The following is a 16,337-nucleotide window of genomic DNA, read 5'->3' on the forward strand; positions in this document are numbered from 1 at the left end:
ACTGGTGTTGACGATATGCCCGCAGGGTGCGATTTGGCGCCCCAGAGAGTATTCGTGCGAGAGGAATATATAATGCCCGATCCAGTAGTTATCGCCAGCTATGCGCGCACACCGATGGGCGGGTTTCAAGGTGCGCTGTCGGGATTGAAAGCGACTGACCTCGGTGCATTCGCCGTGAAGGCTGCGATTGAACGCGCAGGCGTGCATGGAGCATCGATCGAACAGATTTACATGGGCTGCGTGTTGCCCGCCGGTCTGGGGCAAGCGCCTGCCCGGCAGGTCGCTTTGGGCGCAGGTCTGCCGGAGTCGGTCGAGGCGACGACTGTCAACAAGATGTGTGGATCGGGCATGCAGGCCGCGATCATGGCGCATGATGCGTTGAAGGCCGGGAGCGCCGATGTGATCGTTGCCGGTGGCATGGAAAGCATGACCAACGCGCCTTACGCACTGCCCAAGCATCGCTCCGGCGCGCGGATCGGGCATGACCGGATCATCGACACGATGATGATGGACGGCCTGGAGGACGCTTATACACCGGGTAAGGCAATGGGCGTCTTTGCCGAAGACGCCGTGCGCGATTATCAGTTCACCCGCAGCGACCAGGACGATTATGCGCTGCGGTCGCTGGAGCGGGCTAAGGCAGCCATCGCGAGCGGGGCTTTCGTCAAGGAAATCACGCCGGTTACGATTGCGGGCCGGGGTGGCGACGTGACCGTCGATACCGATGAACAACCGGGCAAGGCAAAGCCGGAGAAGATCCGCGATCTAAAGCCTGCCTTCGCCAAGGACGGTACGATCACCGCGGCCAACGCCTCCTCCATTTCCGATGGAGCCGCCGCGCTGGTGATGACGCGGCGGAGTGTTGCCGAGAAGCTGGGCTTGCCGGTGGTGGCGACCGTGGTTGCCCATGCAGCCCATGCCCATGCGCCGGGCCTGTTCACGACTGCGCCGGTCCCCGCCATGCGCAAATTGCTGGCCAAGGCAGGCTGGACCGCCGAGGATGTGGACCTGTTCGAAGTCAACGAAGCCTTTGCCGTGGTCGCCATGATCGCAGCGAAGGAACTGGCAATTCCGCCCGAAAAGCTCAACGTCAATGGCGGCGCGACGGCGCTGGGTCATCCCATCGGCGCAAGCGGCGCGCGGATATTGGCGACGTTGATCGGGGCTCTTGAAGCGCGAGGATTGAAGCGCGGCGTGGCGAGCCTGTGCATCGGTGGCGGGGAAGCAACCGCCATGGCCATCGAACTCAACTGATAAGGACGCATGATGGACATCAACGGACTGGCAGCGATTGTGACCGGCGGCGCATCGGGACTGGGCGGTGCGACGACCGAGCGCCTCGCCAAGGCGGGCGCGAAAGTCACGATTTTCGACCTGAACGTCGAGCAGGGCAACGCCCATGCCAAGGCAATCGGCGGGCATTTCGTCAAGGTCGACGTGACCGATGAGGATTCGGTGGAAGCGGCACTGACTGAGGCCGAAGGCGTGCATGGCAAGGCGCGCATATTGGTCAATTGCGCGGGCGTCGCCACACCGGGCAAAGCGTTCGACCGCGAAGGCAAGCCGGCACCGCTCAAGGATTTTGCGAAGGTTGTGACGATCAACCTGATCGGCACGTTCAACGTCGCGTCCAAATTTGCCGCGCGCATTCACAAGGAAGAGCGGATCGGCGAGGAGTGTGCCGTTATTATCAATACGGCCAGCGTTGCGGCGTTTGATGGGCAGATCGGTCAGGCAGCCTATGCCGCGTCGAAGGGCGGCGTGGTGGGGCTTGGTCTGCCGCTGGCGCGCGAGTTTGCCCGTTTCGGCATAAGGGTGATGACGATTGCGCCGGGGATTTTCTGGACGCCTATGCTGGCCGGGTTGCCGCAGGAGGCGCAGGATTCGCTCGGGACGCAGGTGCCCTTCCCCAGCCGTCTGGGCAAACCCGAGGAATATGCTCAACTGGTGGAGAGCATCGTTAACAACCCGATGCTCAACGGCGAAGTCATCCGGCTGGACGGCGCGATCCGCATGGCGCCGAAATAGTGAATAAGCCGACACGTATCAATCGACGCACCGTGTTGCGCGGGGCTGCGCTGGCAGGCGGCGGCCTGTCGCTGGCCAATATGTTTCCGGCGTGGGCGCAGCCCGTTTCGGCAGGGATTGTGCGCGCCCTTCCAACGTTGAGCGGCACCGACATTGCGCTCAAGATCGGGCATCGGATGATGACGGTCGATGGGCGGCCCAGCCATGCTATCGGTATCAATGGAACCGTACCCGCGCCATTGATCCGGTTGAAGGAAGGGACGACCGTCCGCCTGTCGGTGACCAACGATCTGAACGAAGACAGTTCGCTGCACTGGCATGGGCTGCTGGTGCCGTTCCAATATGACGGCGTTCCCGGCGTCAGCTTTCCGGGTATCAAGCCGAAGTCGACGTTCGTGTATGAGTTCCCCATCGTTCAGGCGGGGACATATTGGTATCACAGTCATTCGGGATTGCAGGAGCAGATGGGGCTTTACGGCCCCATTGTGATCGACCCGTTGGAAACCGATCCCGTACAATCGGATCGCGAGCATGTCATCCTGCTGTCCGATCACAGCCCGCTGCATCCGCACGCAATCTTCAAGAAGCTCAAGCAGCAGCCGGGGTATTTCAACTATCAGCGGCAGACGCTGGGCGGCCTGTTATCGGGCAACGACCAGCCGCTCAAGGAGCGGATGGCCTGGGGCGGGATGCGGATGGACCCGGCGGATATCTCGGATGTGACCGGCTCTACCTATAGCTATCTCGTCAATGGCTATGGCCCGCAGGATAACTGGACGGCGCTGTTCAAACCGGGGGAGCGCGTGCGGTTGCGCGTCATCAATGCGTCGGCCATGACCATTTTCAACGTCCGGATACCTGGCCTGACGCTCACCATCGTGCAAGCTGATGGCCTGAATGTGCGGCCGGTCGAGGTGGACGAGCTACAGATTGCCGTCGCGGAGACGTACGACGTCATCGTGACGCCGACCGAGGACCGCGCCTATACGCTGGTCGGCGAGGCCGTCGATCGGTCGGGCATGGCGCGGGCCACTTTGGCGCCGCGTGAAGGGATGATCGCGCCGGTGCCGCCGCTGCGCAAACGCCCGCTGGCCACCATGACCGACATGGGCATGGGCAGCATGGTTGGCGGGCATGACATGAGCGGGATGGATCATGCGGCAATGGGGCATGACATGGCGGGCATGGACATGGCAGACATGAATAAGTCGACACCTGAAATGGATCATGGCTCCATGACAATGCGCGATGGCAGCAATGCGCCGCAGGTGAGAATGGGGCCAGGGGTGCAGACGATATCCCCTATGCCGACCGATCGCACAGGGGAGCCGGGGCAAGGTCTGGACAATGTGGGGCATCGCGTGCTGGTATATCGCGACCTGATGGCGCTGGAGCGCAATCCCGATGTCCGCGCGCCGGATCGGGCGATGGACATTCACCTGACCGCCAATATGGAACGCTATATGTGGTCGTTCGACGGCGTGAAGATGAGCGATACGCGCGAGCCGATACCGTTCATTGAGAACGAGCGAGTCCGGGTGACGCTAATCAACGACACGATGATGTCGCACCCGATCCATCTGCACGGGCATTTCTTCGAGCTGGTGACCGGGCATGGCGACTATGCGCCGCGCAAGCATACGGTCAACGTCGCGCCGGGGGGCAAGGTCAGCTTCGACCTGACGGCGGATGCGCTGGGCGACTGGGCATTCCACTGCCACATGCTGTACCACATGCATGGCGGGATGATGCGGGTCGTGTCCGTGCGACCGAGAAAAGCCGACGCATGAAAATGCTTTTCCTTTTGCCGCTCATGCTGGCGGTGCCAGCCCAGGCGCAGGATGCCCATGCGGGGCACGACATGTCGGCCATGGGCGACGACGCGCAAAATAAGTCGACACGTAAAAACATGTCGGCGATGCCCGATCATAGCAGCAGTGGCACTGGCCTGCCGCCGGGCGATGCCCCTGCCCCGCCGCCGCCGAGCGACCATTATGCCGACCGTATCTTCCCCGATGGAGCGATGACGGCATCGCGGGAGGCGCTGTTTCGGGAGCATGGCGGCGGCACATTCAGCCAGATCATGTTCAATCTCGCCGAGGTGCAGGTCCGCAACGGGCGGGACGGCTATCGCTGGGATGGCGAGGCGTGGTTCGGCGGCGATATCCATCGGCTGACGATCAAGACCGAGGGCGAAGGCGCGTTTCGCGAAGGCGTAGAGGCGGCTGAGGTACAGGCGCTGTATAGCGGGGCGCTCGATCCCTATTGGAACGTGCAGATCGGTGTGCGCCATGATTTCGAGCCGGGTCCGTCACGCACCTATGCGACCGTCGGGTTCGAAGGACTGGCGCCTTATTGGTTCGACGTGGAGGGCGCTCTTTTCCTGTCGGACAAGGGCGATGTGCTGGGACGAGTCGAGGCCTATTACGATCAGCGGATCACCCAGCGCCTGATCCTGCAGCCGCGAGTAGAAGTGAACCTTGCAGCGCAGGACGTGCCGCAGAACCGAATCGGGTCAGGCGTGACCGATGCGGAAGTCGGATTGCGGTTGCGATATGAGATCAAGCGGGAGTTCGCGCCTTATATCGGCGTGTCCCATGACCGGAAGCTTGGCCAGACGGCCGACTATGCAAGGGTGGATGGGGAGGATGTTAAAGCCACTAGCCTGGTAGTGGGTATCCGCATCTGGTTCTGAACCGCGGCCGCAAATGCGAATTGATCGCAAAAATGTTTTGACAGTGCGAATGACTCGCAATAACAGACCTCCATCGTCCATGGGGGATTTCAATGTCTGTTATCGTAAAAAACCATCAGTCCGTTCCGGCATTTCTGGCGCTGTCCTGCGTGGGTGCCCTGATGAGCGGTCAAGCGTTCGCCGCGGAAGAGCCGACTGCAGCAGCAGAGACAGCGGCCGATGCTGAAAACCCCCGCGATCGCATTCTGGTGAACGGTCAGCGTATCCCCGCCGACAGTAGCCCGAAGGCGACTGCCCCGCTTATCAACACGCCGCGCTCCATTACGGTCATCGACAAGCAGATCATCAAGGACACCGGATCGGCGACGCTGGTCGAAGCCTTGCGGACGGTCCCCGGCATCACATTCGGCGCAGCGGAAGGCGGCAATCCTATCGGCGACCGCCCGTTCATTCGCGGCTTCGATAGCCAGGGCAGCACCTATCTGGACGGCGTTCGCGACATTGGCGCGCAGAGCCGCGAAGTGTTCGCCGTCGAGCAGATCCAGATCGTGCGCGGATCGGACAGCACGTTGGGCGGTCGCGGCAGCGCAGGCGGAACGCTGAATATCGTATCGAAGATGCCGCAGAACGATAATTTCGTATCGGGTGCGCTCAGCGCCGGCACGGCAGACTATAAGCGGATTACCGGCGACGTGAACTATGTCGTCGGCAGCAACATCGCCGTGCGCCTGACCGGCATGTGGCACGATCAGGACGTCGCGGGCCGCGATGCGATCTGGCAGAAGCGCTGGGGCATTGCGCCCTCCATCAAGATCGGTGTCGAAGGTCCGACCAGCCTGACGCTGTCTTATTACCATCTGGATACGGACGAGTTGCCCGATAGCGGCATTCCGTTTCTCTACAGCATCGCCAATTCGCCGCTCGGCACGATTTACAACGAGCCGATTGTCGGCACCGTCACCACGGCGGGCGGTGTGACCGGCAAGGTCGACCGCGATACGTTTTATGGCCTGACCGCCCGCGATTTCCGCACGTCGAAAACCGATCAGATGACGATGCGGTTCGACCATGACTTCGGCAACGGCATCCGGTTCCGCAATACGTCGCGGTATAGCCATACGAGCCAGAATTTCATCTTCCTGCTGCCCGATGACAGCACGGGCAATGTGTTCGGTACGCCGGGTGCGGTCAACAGCCCGACCAATCTTGCGGCACAGGGCGGTTATGTGTGGCGTCGTGGCAATAGCCGCTTCGGTTATTCGGACAGCATGACCAACCAGACCGATCTGTATGGCAAGTTCCACACGGGCGCCAATATCGAGCATAGCTTTGCCCTGGGTGCTGAGTTCTCCACGGAAAAGACATCGCGCGGTGCCTATGTGTTCGCTTCCGGCAACACGGTATCGCCCCGATGCAACGAACTTACAGTCTCCCGTTTCTATTGCACGAGCATCTTCAATCCCAACCCGAACGATCCCTGGGTCAATTATAGCAGCGACGCTGCCAGTGCGACGTTGACGCCCATCACCCGCGGCGCATCCGGCACGCGGACCATCAACAACGCCAATACCAAGGCCGTGTATGCGTTCGATTCGATCTCGATCGGCTCATCGCTGATCGTGAACCTGGGCGCGCGCTATGACGATTTCCGGTCGAAGGCGACCCTGCCCGTGCTGAACGGCGTGCGCCCGATAATCCGGCGCAAGGATCAGATTTTCAACTGGCAGGCCGGTGTGGTGTTCAAGCCGACGAGCAACACGAGCCTCTACGCTTCCTATGCGACGGCTTCGACGCCGCCCAACAGCCTGCTGGGTGAAGGGCAGGAGTTCAATAGCCTGGGCACCGTGACGACCGCCATTACGCAGGCGCAGGCCGATGCCACTGCGCGCGCGCTGAAGGTCGAGAAGACCAAGTCGATGGAAATCGGTGCGAAGGCCGACCTGTTCGACAACCGGCTGTCTCTGACCGCCGCGCTGTTCCAGACGAAGACGGACAATGCGCGCGTGGTGGGCGACAACAACACTGCGCAGTTCATTGGCAAGCGTAAGATCAAGGGTGTCGAACTGGGCTTCAACGGCACTGTCCTTCCGGGCTGGACCGTGTTCGGCGGCTACACCTATATGGATGCCAAAATCGAAGATGGCGGGTTCACGGCCCTGACGGCACCGGCGCTAACGGGAGCAAGCGCACGACCGGCGCAGGTCGTTCTGGTCCCCTCGGTCAACACTGGCAAAGCTTTCCCGCAGACAGCGAAGCACAGCTTTACCCTGTGGACCGATTACGAAGTGCTCAACGGACTTAAGCTGGGCGGCGGGGCATTTTATACCAGCCGGGTCTTTGGCGGGTATCAGGACAATCGCTCGGCCACCCAGAATGCAGCGGGCGTAGTCACCATCGCTCCTGCGACGCGCGTGATCTATCGCACCGTGCCAAGCTATTGGCGGTTCGACGCACGGGTCGGGTACAAGATCAATGAGCAGCTCGACCTGTCGGTCAACGTCAACAACGTGACCAACAAGGTGTATTATAATCAAGTCTATACATCGCATTATGCCGCCATCGCGCCGGGTCGTGCGGCCATCGCGACGCTGAACTTCAAATATTGATCGGGGGTGCTGCCCTGCCCCCCATCGACGGACATCCCGCCTCGCCATCTCGGCAAGGCGGGATTTCTGCGCTAAAAGGCGCATGAAATGACAGACATCGACACGATCAACGCGATGAGCGCGGAGGAACTTACGGCCCGTCTTTCGGGTGCACCGGAGGACCGCGTGGCGATCATTCGCACGGCGGCGGAAGCAGGCGTAGCGGATGCGCAGGCCGTGCTGGGGCAGATGCTGCTGGACGGTCGCGATATGCCTGCCGATCCGGCCTCCGCCTTTGGATGGTTCAATCGTGCGGCGGCGCAGGATCATCTGATGGCGCTAAATATGGTGGGGCGCTGTTACGACCTTGGCTGGGGCGTAGCGATCGACAAGGCGCGGGCCGCGGAATGCTATCGCGTTGCGGCAGAGCGGGGGCTGGAATGGGGCATGTACAATTACGCGACACTGCTGACGCTGGGCGAAGGCGTGGCGCAGGATCGGGTGGCGGCGCTGGAGTGGTTCCGCAAGGCCGCCGACATGGGGAATGCGAAGGCGATGAATTATATCGGCAGCTTTCATGAGGATGGCTGGGTCGTGGATCGGGACATGACGATAGCGGCGGACTATTATGCCAAAGCGGCGGAAGGCGGCGACTTTCGCGGGCAGTTCAATCATGCGCGGATGCTGGCGGATGCGGGGGAGATCGCGCAGGCGCTGGCGTGGCTGGCGCGGGTGCGGGAGAGCGCGACGCCTGCCTTTCTGGCTAAGGCGGAGGCTTTCCTGCGTGCGTCGCCGATAGCGGATTTACAGGAGCGCGGCCCTGCTGCGCTGGCGGGCGACGAAATATGATGATCGCGATACCCGATGTGCTGGATGCCGCCACGCTGGCGCAGGTCCGTGGCATTATCGACCCCGCGCCGTGGATCGACGGTAATGCCACGTCGGGGCATCAGTCGGCACTGGCGAAGCGCAACCTGCAACTGGCCGAGGGATCGGATGCGGCGCGGGCGGCGGGGAACATCATTCTGGACGCGCTGGGCAGGAACCCGCTGTTCATCGCCGCCGCTTTGCCGCTCAAGGTTTATCCGCCTTTGTTCAACAGCTATGGCGACGGACAAGGGTTCGACACGCATGTGGACAGCGCAGTGCGTATCCTTTCAGGCAGCGATTTCCGTATCCGGAGCGACCTGTCGGCGACGCTGTTTCTTGAAGAACCCGATGCCTATGACGGTGGCGAGTTGACCATCGAAGGGACGTTCGGGACGCAGCAGGTCAAATTGCCGGCGGGGCATATGATCGTCTATCCCGCGTCATCGCTGCATCATGTGACGCCGGTGACGCGGGGACGGCGGATCGCGAGTTTCTTCTGGATACAATCGATGGTGCGCAGCGAAGCGGACCGCAGCGCGCTGTTCGCGCTGGACAGTTCGGTACAGGCTTTGGGCGCCACGCTGGGGCAGGACAATGCGGACGTCATTCGACTGACGGGGGTGTATCACAACCTGCTGCGCCGCTGGGCGGAGATGTAAGAGCAGGCGTTTAGCGGCCTGCGGTTTGCGCGATGGCGAGGATGGCGTCGGCATTGACGACCTTTTCCAGCGCGGATGCAAGCGTGTCGAGCGCCGCGTCTATCCGGTGCGTCTGATCGACGCCGTCGGAGGTGACGTGCAGGCGGTTCAGCCATGCGGCACGCTGATGGGGATTGTCGAACAGGCCGTGGACATGGCACCCGGCGATCTGGCCGTTGGCGCTGAGGCAACCGTCTTCGCCACCGTCATTGAGGCGCAGCAGCACTGCAGTGCCTGCGTCGTGAATGATGGTGCGTCCCGCGTGGATTTCATAGCCGCTGAAGGGTGCGCCGTCCCGCAGGCTGCGGCCCGATACAGCGACTACGCGCTTGTCGGAGGTGATCGTGGTGCTGGCGGGCAGATAGCCCAGGCCGGACACGGTTTGCGATGGTCCCTCGATACCGTTGGGGTCGGCAATCGTCGTGCCGAGCATCTGATAGCCGCCGCATATCCCCAATAGCTGCCCACCGCGCCGGACATGGGCGGCGATGTCGACGTCCCACCCCTGCGCCCGGAGGAAGGCGAGGTCGGCGATGGTGGCTTTTGTCCCCGGCAGGATCACCATCGCGGCGTCGCCGGGTAGCGGCTGACCGGGTGGGACCATCACGAGCCGGACATTAGGTTCGTGGAGCAGAGGATCGAAATCGTCGAAATTGGCGATGCGGGAAAGCATGGGGACGGCGATGGTGGTGGTGGCTTGCCCCACCGCCTGTCGGTCCAGCACGACGGCATCCTCGGCGGGAAGCTGACGCGCCGCCGCGAGCCAGGGGATGACCCCCAGACCCCGCCAGCCGGTGCGCCGGGCAATGTCGGCATAGCCATCGTCGAACAGGCGCACGTCGCCGCGAAACTTGTTGATGAGGAAGCCTCGGATCATAGCGGCATCTTCGTCGTCCAGCACTGCGCGGGTGCCGACGATCGATGCGATCACCCCGCCGCGGTCGATGTCGCCGACCAGCGCGACCGGCACATCGGCGGCACGTGCAAAGCCCATGTTCGCAATGTCGCCGCGCCGCAGGTTGGTCTCTGCCGGGCTGCCTGCGCCTTCCACTATCACCAGGTCGCATTGGTCGTGGAGGCGGTGGTAGGAAGCAAGCACGGCCTCGAGCAGTTCGCCCTTGCGCGACTGAAAATCGCTGGCGCCCAGCGTGCCGCGCACCTTGCCGTGGACGATCACCTGCGCACCAATATCGGAGTGTGGTTTCAGCAGCACCGGGTTCATATCGACGGTGGGCGAGGTGCGGCAGGCCATGGCCTGAAGTGCCTGTGCGCGACCGATCTCTCCGCCATCGGAAGTGACAGCGGCGTTGTTCGACATATTCTGCGGCTTGAAGGGACGGACATTGAGACCGCGATTGGTGAAGAGGCGGCAGAGGCCTGCGACGAGGACGGACTTGCCGACGTCGGACCCGGTGCCTTGCAGCATGATCGCAGGCATCAGGACATTATCCGGCCCGTGGGAATGACGAAGGTGCCGCCGTCGGGGCTTTGGCCGATATGGACGTCTACGCCATAGGTTTGGGCTATGCGGTCTGCGGTGAGAACGTCTGCGACCGGCCCTGCGGCGATGACCCGACCGTTGCGGAGCATGACGATATCGTCGGCGACGCGCGCAGCCTGATTGAGATCGTGGAGGACGACGATCACCCCTGCCCCCGCCGCAGCGACTTCGCGCAGGCGGTCCAGCACGTCGATCTGGTGCGCGGGATCGAGACTGGCGAGCGGTTCGTCGGCGAGCAGCCATTGCGGTTCGCCGGCAAGGACACGGGCCAGCAGGACACGGCCGCGTTCGCCGCCTGAGAGGCTTTCGACGCTGCGGTCGGCGAGGGAGGTGACATCGGTGGCGGTCATGGCGTGGGCGACGGCGGCGATGTCATGCGGGGTTTCGCCCCAGCGGCCGCGATGCGGGAAGCGGCCGAGTGAAATCAGTGTTCGGACGTCGACATTCCAGTGAACGTCGGGGCTTTGCGGCAGGAAGCCGATGCGCTGTGCGCGGTCGCGGCGAGGCAAGGTGGCGAGGGCGGTGCCGTCGAGCAGTACCTGACCCGAGTCCGCATCGCGCAATCCGGCGAGGCAAGCGAGCAGTGTGCTTTTGCCTGCGCCATTGGGGCCGAGGACGACCGTAACGCGGCCCGGTATGAAGGCGACACTTACCGCGTCCAACACGGTAATTGCGCCAAGTTTGAGCGAGAGGTCCTGCGTGGTGAAGCCAAGGGTCATGGCAGTGTCCTGCGCATCTTGAAGAGGAGCATGAAGAAGAAAGGTCCGCCCAGGATCGACATGGCGATGCCGAGGCGCAGTTCGCTGACGGTGGGAATGGCGCGGACGAAGCTGTCGGCGGCGAGCAGCAACAGCGCCCCGGCAAGTGCAGAGGGAAGCAGGATGGCGGAGGGGCGATTGCCTGCGAGCGGGCGGACCATGTGCGGCACCATCAGGCCGACGAAGCCGATGACGCCGGAGGTAGCGACCGCTGCGCCGACGCATAAGCCGACACCTGAAACGATCGACCATTGCACCCGCCGCCGGTCGACGCCCATGGATTGGGCAGCCTGTTCGCCCAAAGTCAGGGCGTCGAGCGACCGCGCAGTGGTCGCCAATATCCCGATGCCCACAGCCGTAAGCGGCAAGGCGATTTTTACGTCGTCCCAGCTTCGGTCGGTCAGCGCGCCGAGCAGCCAGGTCATGATTTCCGACGCAGCAAAGGGCGTGGGCGCGAGGCTGATGGCCAGCGCCGTCATCGATCCGGTGACGCTGGAGAGGATCATCCCCGCCAGCGTGAAAAGGATGAGGCTGCCCGAGCGTCCGGCCATCAGAGCGAGGACCGCCATCGCCAGCCCTGCCCCGGCCAAGGCGAAGGCGGGGAGCATATAAGCCGACACGGCAAAACCGAAATAGAGTGATAAAACAGCGCCCAAGGCGGCGCTGGACGAGATGCCGAACAGGCCCGGATCGGCCAGCGGATTGCGCAAATAGCCTTGCATCGCGGCACCCGAAAGGCCCAGCGCCGCGCCGATAATGATGGCCAGCACCGTGCGAGGCAGGCGCAGTTCGGCGATGATGAGCCAGCGCGGATCGCTGCTCTGCCATGCGTCCAAGGGGATCCATACCTTGCCTGCGATCAGCGATAAGCCGATGAGCGCAAATAGGGCGGCGAGCAATAGTATGTTAAGTTTCAATAGCTTAGAACTCATCGACTTATCAGTTCCTTGCGGATCGTCTTGAGCCGTTCCAGCGCGTCTATGACATTGGGTCCGGCACAGTTCATCAGGCGCGGGGCGAAGGGGCGGATGGCGATGCGCTTGCCCAATTTGGTGACGACGGGATGCGAGAGCATACGGTCGCCCGACCCTGCCCCCTGCCCCACCGACAGCAGGACGCGCGGCGGACGGGCGACGAGATATTCGAGCGGCAATATGTCCCATTGGGTGAGGCCGTAGGATGCGCTCATATTCTCAAATCCAGCGGTTTGCAGAAGGGCGTCGGAGAGCGTCCCCTTGCCCGGCACCAGTCCGCCGCCCTGCCAGATGAGCGCGGGTATCCTTTGCGTGTCGGAAGGACGCGCGGCGATGGCGGCATTTGCGATCCGGCGCGCCAACATAGCGCCGCGCTGCGGCTGGCCGATGGCCGATCCGATGGCACGCACCTGATCCTCCGTCTCCGCCAAGGTCGTCGGCACGGGGAACTGGACAAAGCGGATGTGCATCCGTTGCAGCATCGCGACGGTGGACGGCGCGACATGCTGACCGGCAAGCACGAGGTCAGGCGCCAACGCCACGACTTCCTCTGCGGTGCCTGACGTGGCCCGGAAGCGGCGGGCCGTAGCGAGCGATATCGAGGTGGCCTGCGGGTCCTGCGAATAGTGACTGATCCCCGCGATCTGTGCGGGGTCGGCGACCTGCATCAGCACTGCGTCGATACAGGGATTGATCGAGACGATGCGGGGCACGCGGTGGGCGGCGGCTGGGCGAGGTGGCACTGCCTGCGAGATCACCGAACCCATCAGCATAGGAACGGTCGCGAGTGCGAGGAGGGATCGCGCCAATGTGACTCGGCCCCTCCTCCTCGAAGCGCGCACCGGATCGATGTACCCGTTGTGGGGACGGAGTGCATCGATCCAGAGGGCGCCGTGAGTCATTAGATCAGTAGCTCACACGGACGCCGCCATAGGCCGCGCGACCCGGCGTGCCATAACGGAAAACCGTCTCATAGCGTTCGTTGAACAGGTTTTCGACTCGACCGTAGATTTCGACATTCTTCGTGATCGGAAAGGATGCGCGGATATCGGCCAACGCATAGCCTTCGACCCGGCGGCTGTTGGCAGCGTTGTCGAAGCTGGACCCGACATGGGTGATGGTCGCCCCGGTGGTGAGACCGAAGGACCAGCGATAGTCGATGGCCGCGTTGACGCTGTGCGCCGGACGACGGGCAAGCTTGTTGCCGAAGTTCGGGCTTCCGGGCGAACGGTTTTCCGCGTCGAGATAGGTGTAGGATGCCTGCACCTTGAGCGGTTCGACCGGACGCAGCGCGAGCACGACTTCGAGACCCTGCGAGCGTGCCTTGACGATATTGTCATAGGTGCCGAAGGGCCGACCCGTGCAAATGCCGGTCAAGGGCGTGCTGCATGAAATGAAGTCGATGAGGTTGCGGCTGTTGCGGTGGAACCATGTCGCACTCGCTTCGATCGCGCCGTCCAGCAGACGCTGCGTGACACCGGCATCCCACGCCCTTGCGCGTTCAGGACGCAGGGTGTCGTTCCCATAGTCACCGTAGAGCTGGTAGAGGCTGGGCGCCTTGAACCCTTCGCTATAGCTGGCGCGCAGTTCGGTCTTGCCGGCATTGGGGGTCCATACGCCATTTGCGCCGAAGGTCGTCGCGCTGCCGAAGCGATTGTGATGATCGTAACGGACGCCGCCGGTTGCAGTGAATCCGGCGAAGGGGGTGGCAATCAACTGGCCATAGACGCTTTCGATGACGGCGCTTTGAGGGGCGTCGGCGAAACCGTAGTTGGAGGTTTTCAGGCGTGACTTCTCGCGTTCCGCGCCGAAGGTGGTTTGCCAGCCTTCCGCGATGTCGAAGCTGCCCTGATATTCGAAGCGTTCGTTGCGGCCCTTGGCAGCGAAGGTTTCCGATGAGGTGCTGGCCCCATCGTAGCTGACGCGGTCGATATCGGTGTAGGCAAAGCCCAAGCGGTTGCGGAAGCGTCCGTCGAGCAGCGCGGCGTTGAGACCGGCATAGCCGACCATGTCACGGGTCTTGGTATATTCCAGTGTATCGCCAAAGCTGAAGCTGGGCGGCGCGAAACCATCCTGATCGTTGCGACCGTTGGAATACCAGCCGCGCAAATCGACCGAGATCGCGTCGGACAGCGCCACGTTGACATTGGCGTTCGCGCCATAGTTACGATAGCCGTCCTTCTCCTTGCCGCCGCGCTTTTCGTTGAAGGCGGAAATGCCGTCCGTACGGAAATAGCCTGCGCCGAGGCTGGCGGAGACGGGGCCAGCCTTGCCCGACACATTGCCGACGAGTTCGCCGGTGTCACGATAGCCATATTCGCCGCGCAGATTGACTGCCAAGTCTTCGCTGGGCGGGATGGTGATGAGGTTGACGACGCCGCCGATGGCCTGGCTGCCCCACAGCACCGACTGCGGGCCGCGCAGCACTTCGATGCGCGCGATGTTGCCAGTCATCAGATTGCCGAAGTTGAAGCCGCCGCCGGGCGACGAAGGATCGTTGAGCTTTACCCCGTCGATCAATGCGACCGTCTGGTCGCTTTCCGCGCCGCGAATGAACACAGATGCGACGCCGCCGATGCCGCCGGTGCGAGCGATGGTGACGCCGGGAACGGTGCGCAGGATGTCGACGATGGTGTCGGTCTGGCGCGTCGCGATTTCCTCACGATCTATAACGGTGATGGATTGACCGACGCGCGAGAGTGGCTGTTCGGTGCGGGTCGCAGTGACGACGATGGTGTCCGGCGCGTCCTCCGCAAAAGCAGCGACAGGCGAAACGAGAGCGGTGAGCGATAGCAGCGACGCAATATATCTGGGCATGAAATTCCCCCTTAGATCAACAACAAGGGATCGCACGCGCCAAAGGCACAACAGCACAGCAAGTGGAGTGGAATCATTCCACGCGCGCCATCCCAATCGACGTCGTCACGCGAGGAAAACCTCGATCATCCGGCACACCCCGTCCGCATGAAGGATCGACAACGACAGGCAGGTCTCCTGGCTCGCGGGTCATCATGCTCGTCCACCTTCCCGGATTGAAACATCCAGTGGTATGTTGGGCGAGCACTCGCCGGTCACAGTTGCGGGGGCAGCTTCGGATCATGGATCGCTCCATTTCCGAATTCCCTTTCAATCCCATCTCTGGGAACCTGTCGCAGCGCGCCTCTTAGGGCGAAGCCTGCGCGGGGGCAAGTGGGGTCTTAAGCGAAGCGATTCTGCTTTTGATGTGCGGCAGTATCTTTGAACGGATCGTGGCTGAGATACAGATATCCAGGATCGAACTGGCCGCGCCGCGCAAGGCCTTCGACATCCTGAATCTCCACGATCGACGAGCGGAACACGCACAATTGCTCCTCCCGCAATTGCCGCAGCACCCGGTTGGTATGGACGTTGGTGATGCCGCAGATTTCGGAAATGTCGGTTTGCGTGAAGCCCAAGGCAAAGCGCGTGCCGTCGCTGAGGCCCGCCAATTGCAGGCGGACATTGGTCTCACTGAGGAAATGGGCGACCCGGCCAACGGCGTCCAGCCGCCCGAGGCGGAACAGCCAGGCGCGATGAACCGCCGCGTCGAGCAAAGTCGAGAACCAGAGCTTGCGCGTCAATTCGGGCATGGTGGCGTTGATCTGATCCAGCTTGCCATGCGGAATGATCGCGACGGTGGCTGCAGTCAGCGTGGCGACATCATGATCGAGAACTTTGAGCGGATAGGCGTGCAGATCGACGAAATCGCCCGCCACCTGAACGGCAACAAGCTGTCGCAAGCCTTCGCGGTCATCGACATAGCGACACATGAAGCCATCGATCAGCAGCGTGCTGTGGTAGATCGGCTCGCCTGCCCGAACGATCATGCTGCGCGGGCTGAGCGTTCGCACCTCCGAGATGACACTCTCCAGTACGGCGTGCTCTTCCAGCGACAATGACGACCCGCGTCGGCCCTTCAAAAAATTTTCTGTGAGCATATCCGGTCCCTGTCAGCTTATCATTTACGACGTTTCATCTGCGCAATGAACGCTTTGAAGCCTGCCTGTATCCCCCGCGCCCGCAATTCATCATAACGCAGGTTAGTATTGGCAACTAGTCTGCCAATAGTGGGTTTAGTCCCCTGTTGTCCCTGACACGTCGCGAGACGCCTCCGGTGTTTCCGGCTGTCAGCTCACACATGTCCCGCCTTAAATCCGCGCATGGAGCAATCGTTCCGTGCGTCCCATTCACTTGAGGAAGTACCTTTGGC

At 62.3% G+C, this 16,337-nt stretch carries 13 protein-coding genes and 1 riboswitch; of the genes, 7 read left to right on the top strand and 6 right to left on the bottom strand.

What is annotated here, in order from left to right; all coding sequences use genetic code 11:
• Positions 1-69: 69 nt before the first annotated feature.
• From QMG56_RS18360 to QMG56_RS18390, 7 genes are all read left to right on the top strand, one after another.
• A complete protein-coding gene (locus QMG56_RS18360) occupies positions 70-1,254 on the top strand; it encodes an acetyl-CoA C-acyltransferase (protein ID WP_281823960.1) in 1,185 nt (394 codons plus the stop codon).
• 12 nt (positions 1,255-1,266) lie between these two features.
• Positions 1,267-2,028, top strand: coding sequence for an SDR family NAD(P)-dependent oxidoreductase (locus QMG56_RS18365; protein ID WP_281823962.1), 762 nt, complete (start codon positions 1,267-1,269; stop codon positions 2,026-2,028).
• Positions 2,028-3,818 (top strand): copper resistance system multicopper oxidase, encoded by a 1,791-nt coding sequence (locus tag QMG56_RS18370; protein WP_281823903.1) that lies wholly within the window; start codon positions 2,028-2,030, stop codon positions 3,816-3,818. Before QMG56_RS18365 ends, QMG56_RS18370 begins: the two co-directional genes overlap by 1 nt.
• Positions 3,815-4,723 (top strand): copper resistance protein B, encoded by a 909-nt coding sequence (locus QMG56_RS18375; RefSeq protein ID WP_281823905.1) that lies wholly within the window; start codon positions 3,815-3,817, stop codon positions 4,721-4,723. Before QMG56_RS18370 ends, QMG56_RS18375 begins: the two co-directional genes overlap by 4 nt.
• A gap of 92 nt (positions 4,724-4,815) precedes the next feature.
• Entirely contained in the window at positions 4,816-7,329 is a 2,514-nt protein-coding gene (locus QMG56_RS18380; RefSeq protein WP_281823906.1) for a TonB-dependent siderophore receptor, read from the top strand.
• Between the two features lie 87 nt (positions 7,330-7,416).
• Positions 7,417-8,157, top strand: a complete 741-nt coding sequence (locus QMG56_RS18385; protein ID WP_281823908.1) for a tetratricopeptide repeat protein — start codon at positions 7,417-7,419, stop codon at positions 8,155-8,157.
• The gene (locus tag QMG56_RS18390) at positions 8,154-8,837 is read left to right on the top strand and encodes a Fe2+-dependent dioxygenase (protein ID WP_281823910.1); all 684 of its coding nucleotides are present in this window, start codon (positions 8,154-8,156) and stop codon (positions 8,835-8,837) included. Before QMG56_RS18385 ends, QMG56_RS18390 begins: the two co-directional genes overlap by 4 nt.
• A gap of 10 nt (positions 8,838-8,847) precedes the next feature.
• On the opposite strand, the gene QMG56_RS18395 is transcribed toward QMG56_RS18390, so the two are convergent.
• The 6 genes from QMG56_RS18395 to QMG56_RS18420 form a co-directional block, all read right to left on the bottom strand.
• On the bottom strand, positions 8,848-10,314 hold the full coding sequence (locus tag QMG56_RS18395) for a cobyric acid synthase (RefSeq protein ID WP_281823912.1): 1,467 nt from the start codon (positions 10,312-10,314) through the stop codon (positions 8,848-8,850).
• Positions 10,314-11,096: an ABC transporter ATP-binding protein gene (locus QMG56_RS18400; protein WP_281823914.1), complete on the bottom strand. Its 783-nt coding sequence runs from the start codon at positions 11,094-11,096 to the stop codon at positions 10,314-10,316. Before QMG56_RS18400 ends, QMG56_RS18395 begins: the two co-directional genes overlap by 1 nt.
• On the bottom strand, positions 11,093-12,067 hold the full coding sequence (locus tag QMG56_RS18405) for an iron ABC transporter permease (protein ID WP_281823916.1): 975 nt from the start codon (positions 12,065-12,067) through the stop codon (positions 11,093-11,095). Before QMG56_RS18405 ends, QMG56_RS18400 begins: the two co-directional genes overlap by 4 nt.
• The gene (locus tag QMG56_RS18410) at positions 12,064-12,918 is read right to left on the bottom strand and encodes an ABC transporter substrate-binding protein (RefSeq protein WP_281823918.1); all 855 of its coding nucleotides are present in this window, start codon (positions 12,916-12,918) and stop codon (positions 12,064-12,066) included. Before QMG56_RS18410 ends, QMG56_RS18405 begins: the two co-directional genes overlap by 4 nt.
• A 97-nt stretch (positions 12,919-13,015) precedes the next feature.
• Positions 13,016-14,926 carry a TonB-dependent siderophore receptor gene (locus tag QMG56_RS18415; RefSeq protein ID WP_281823920.1) on the bottom strand — a complete coding sequence of 637 codons (1,911 nt, stop codon included), beginning with the start codon at positions 14,924-14,926 and terminating at the stop codon, positions 13,016-13,018.
• Between the two features lie 149 nt (positions 14,927-15,075).
• Positions 15,076-15,274: riboswitch (cobalamin riboswitch) on the bottom strand.
• Between the two features lie 32 nt (positions 15,275-15,306).
• Positions 15,307-16,065, bottom strand: a complete 759-nt coding sequence (locus tag QMG56_RS18420; protein ID WP_230190083.1) for a Crp/Fnr family transcriptional regulator — start codon at positions 16,063-16,065, stop codon at positions 15,307-15,309.
• Positions 16,066-16,337 lie beyond the last annotated feature (272 nt).

Source organism: Sphingobium sp. BS19, from assembly GCF_027925545.1.
GTDB lineage: Bacteria > Pseudomonadota > Alphaproteobacteria > Sphingomonadales > Sphingomonadaceae > Sphingobium.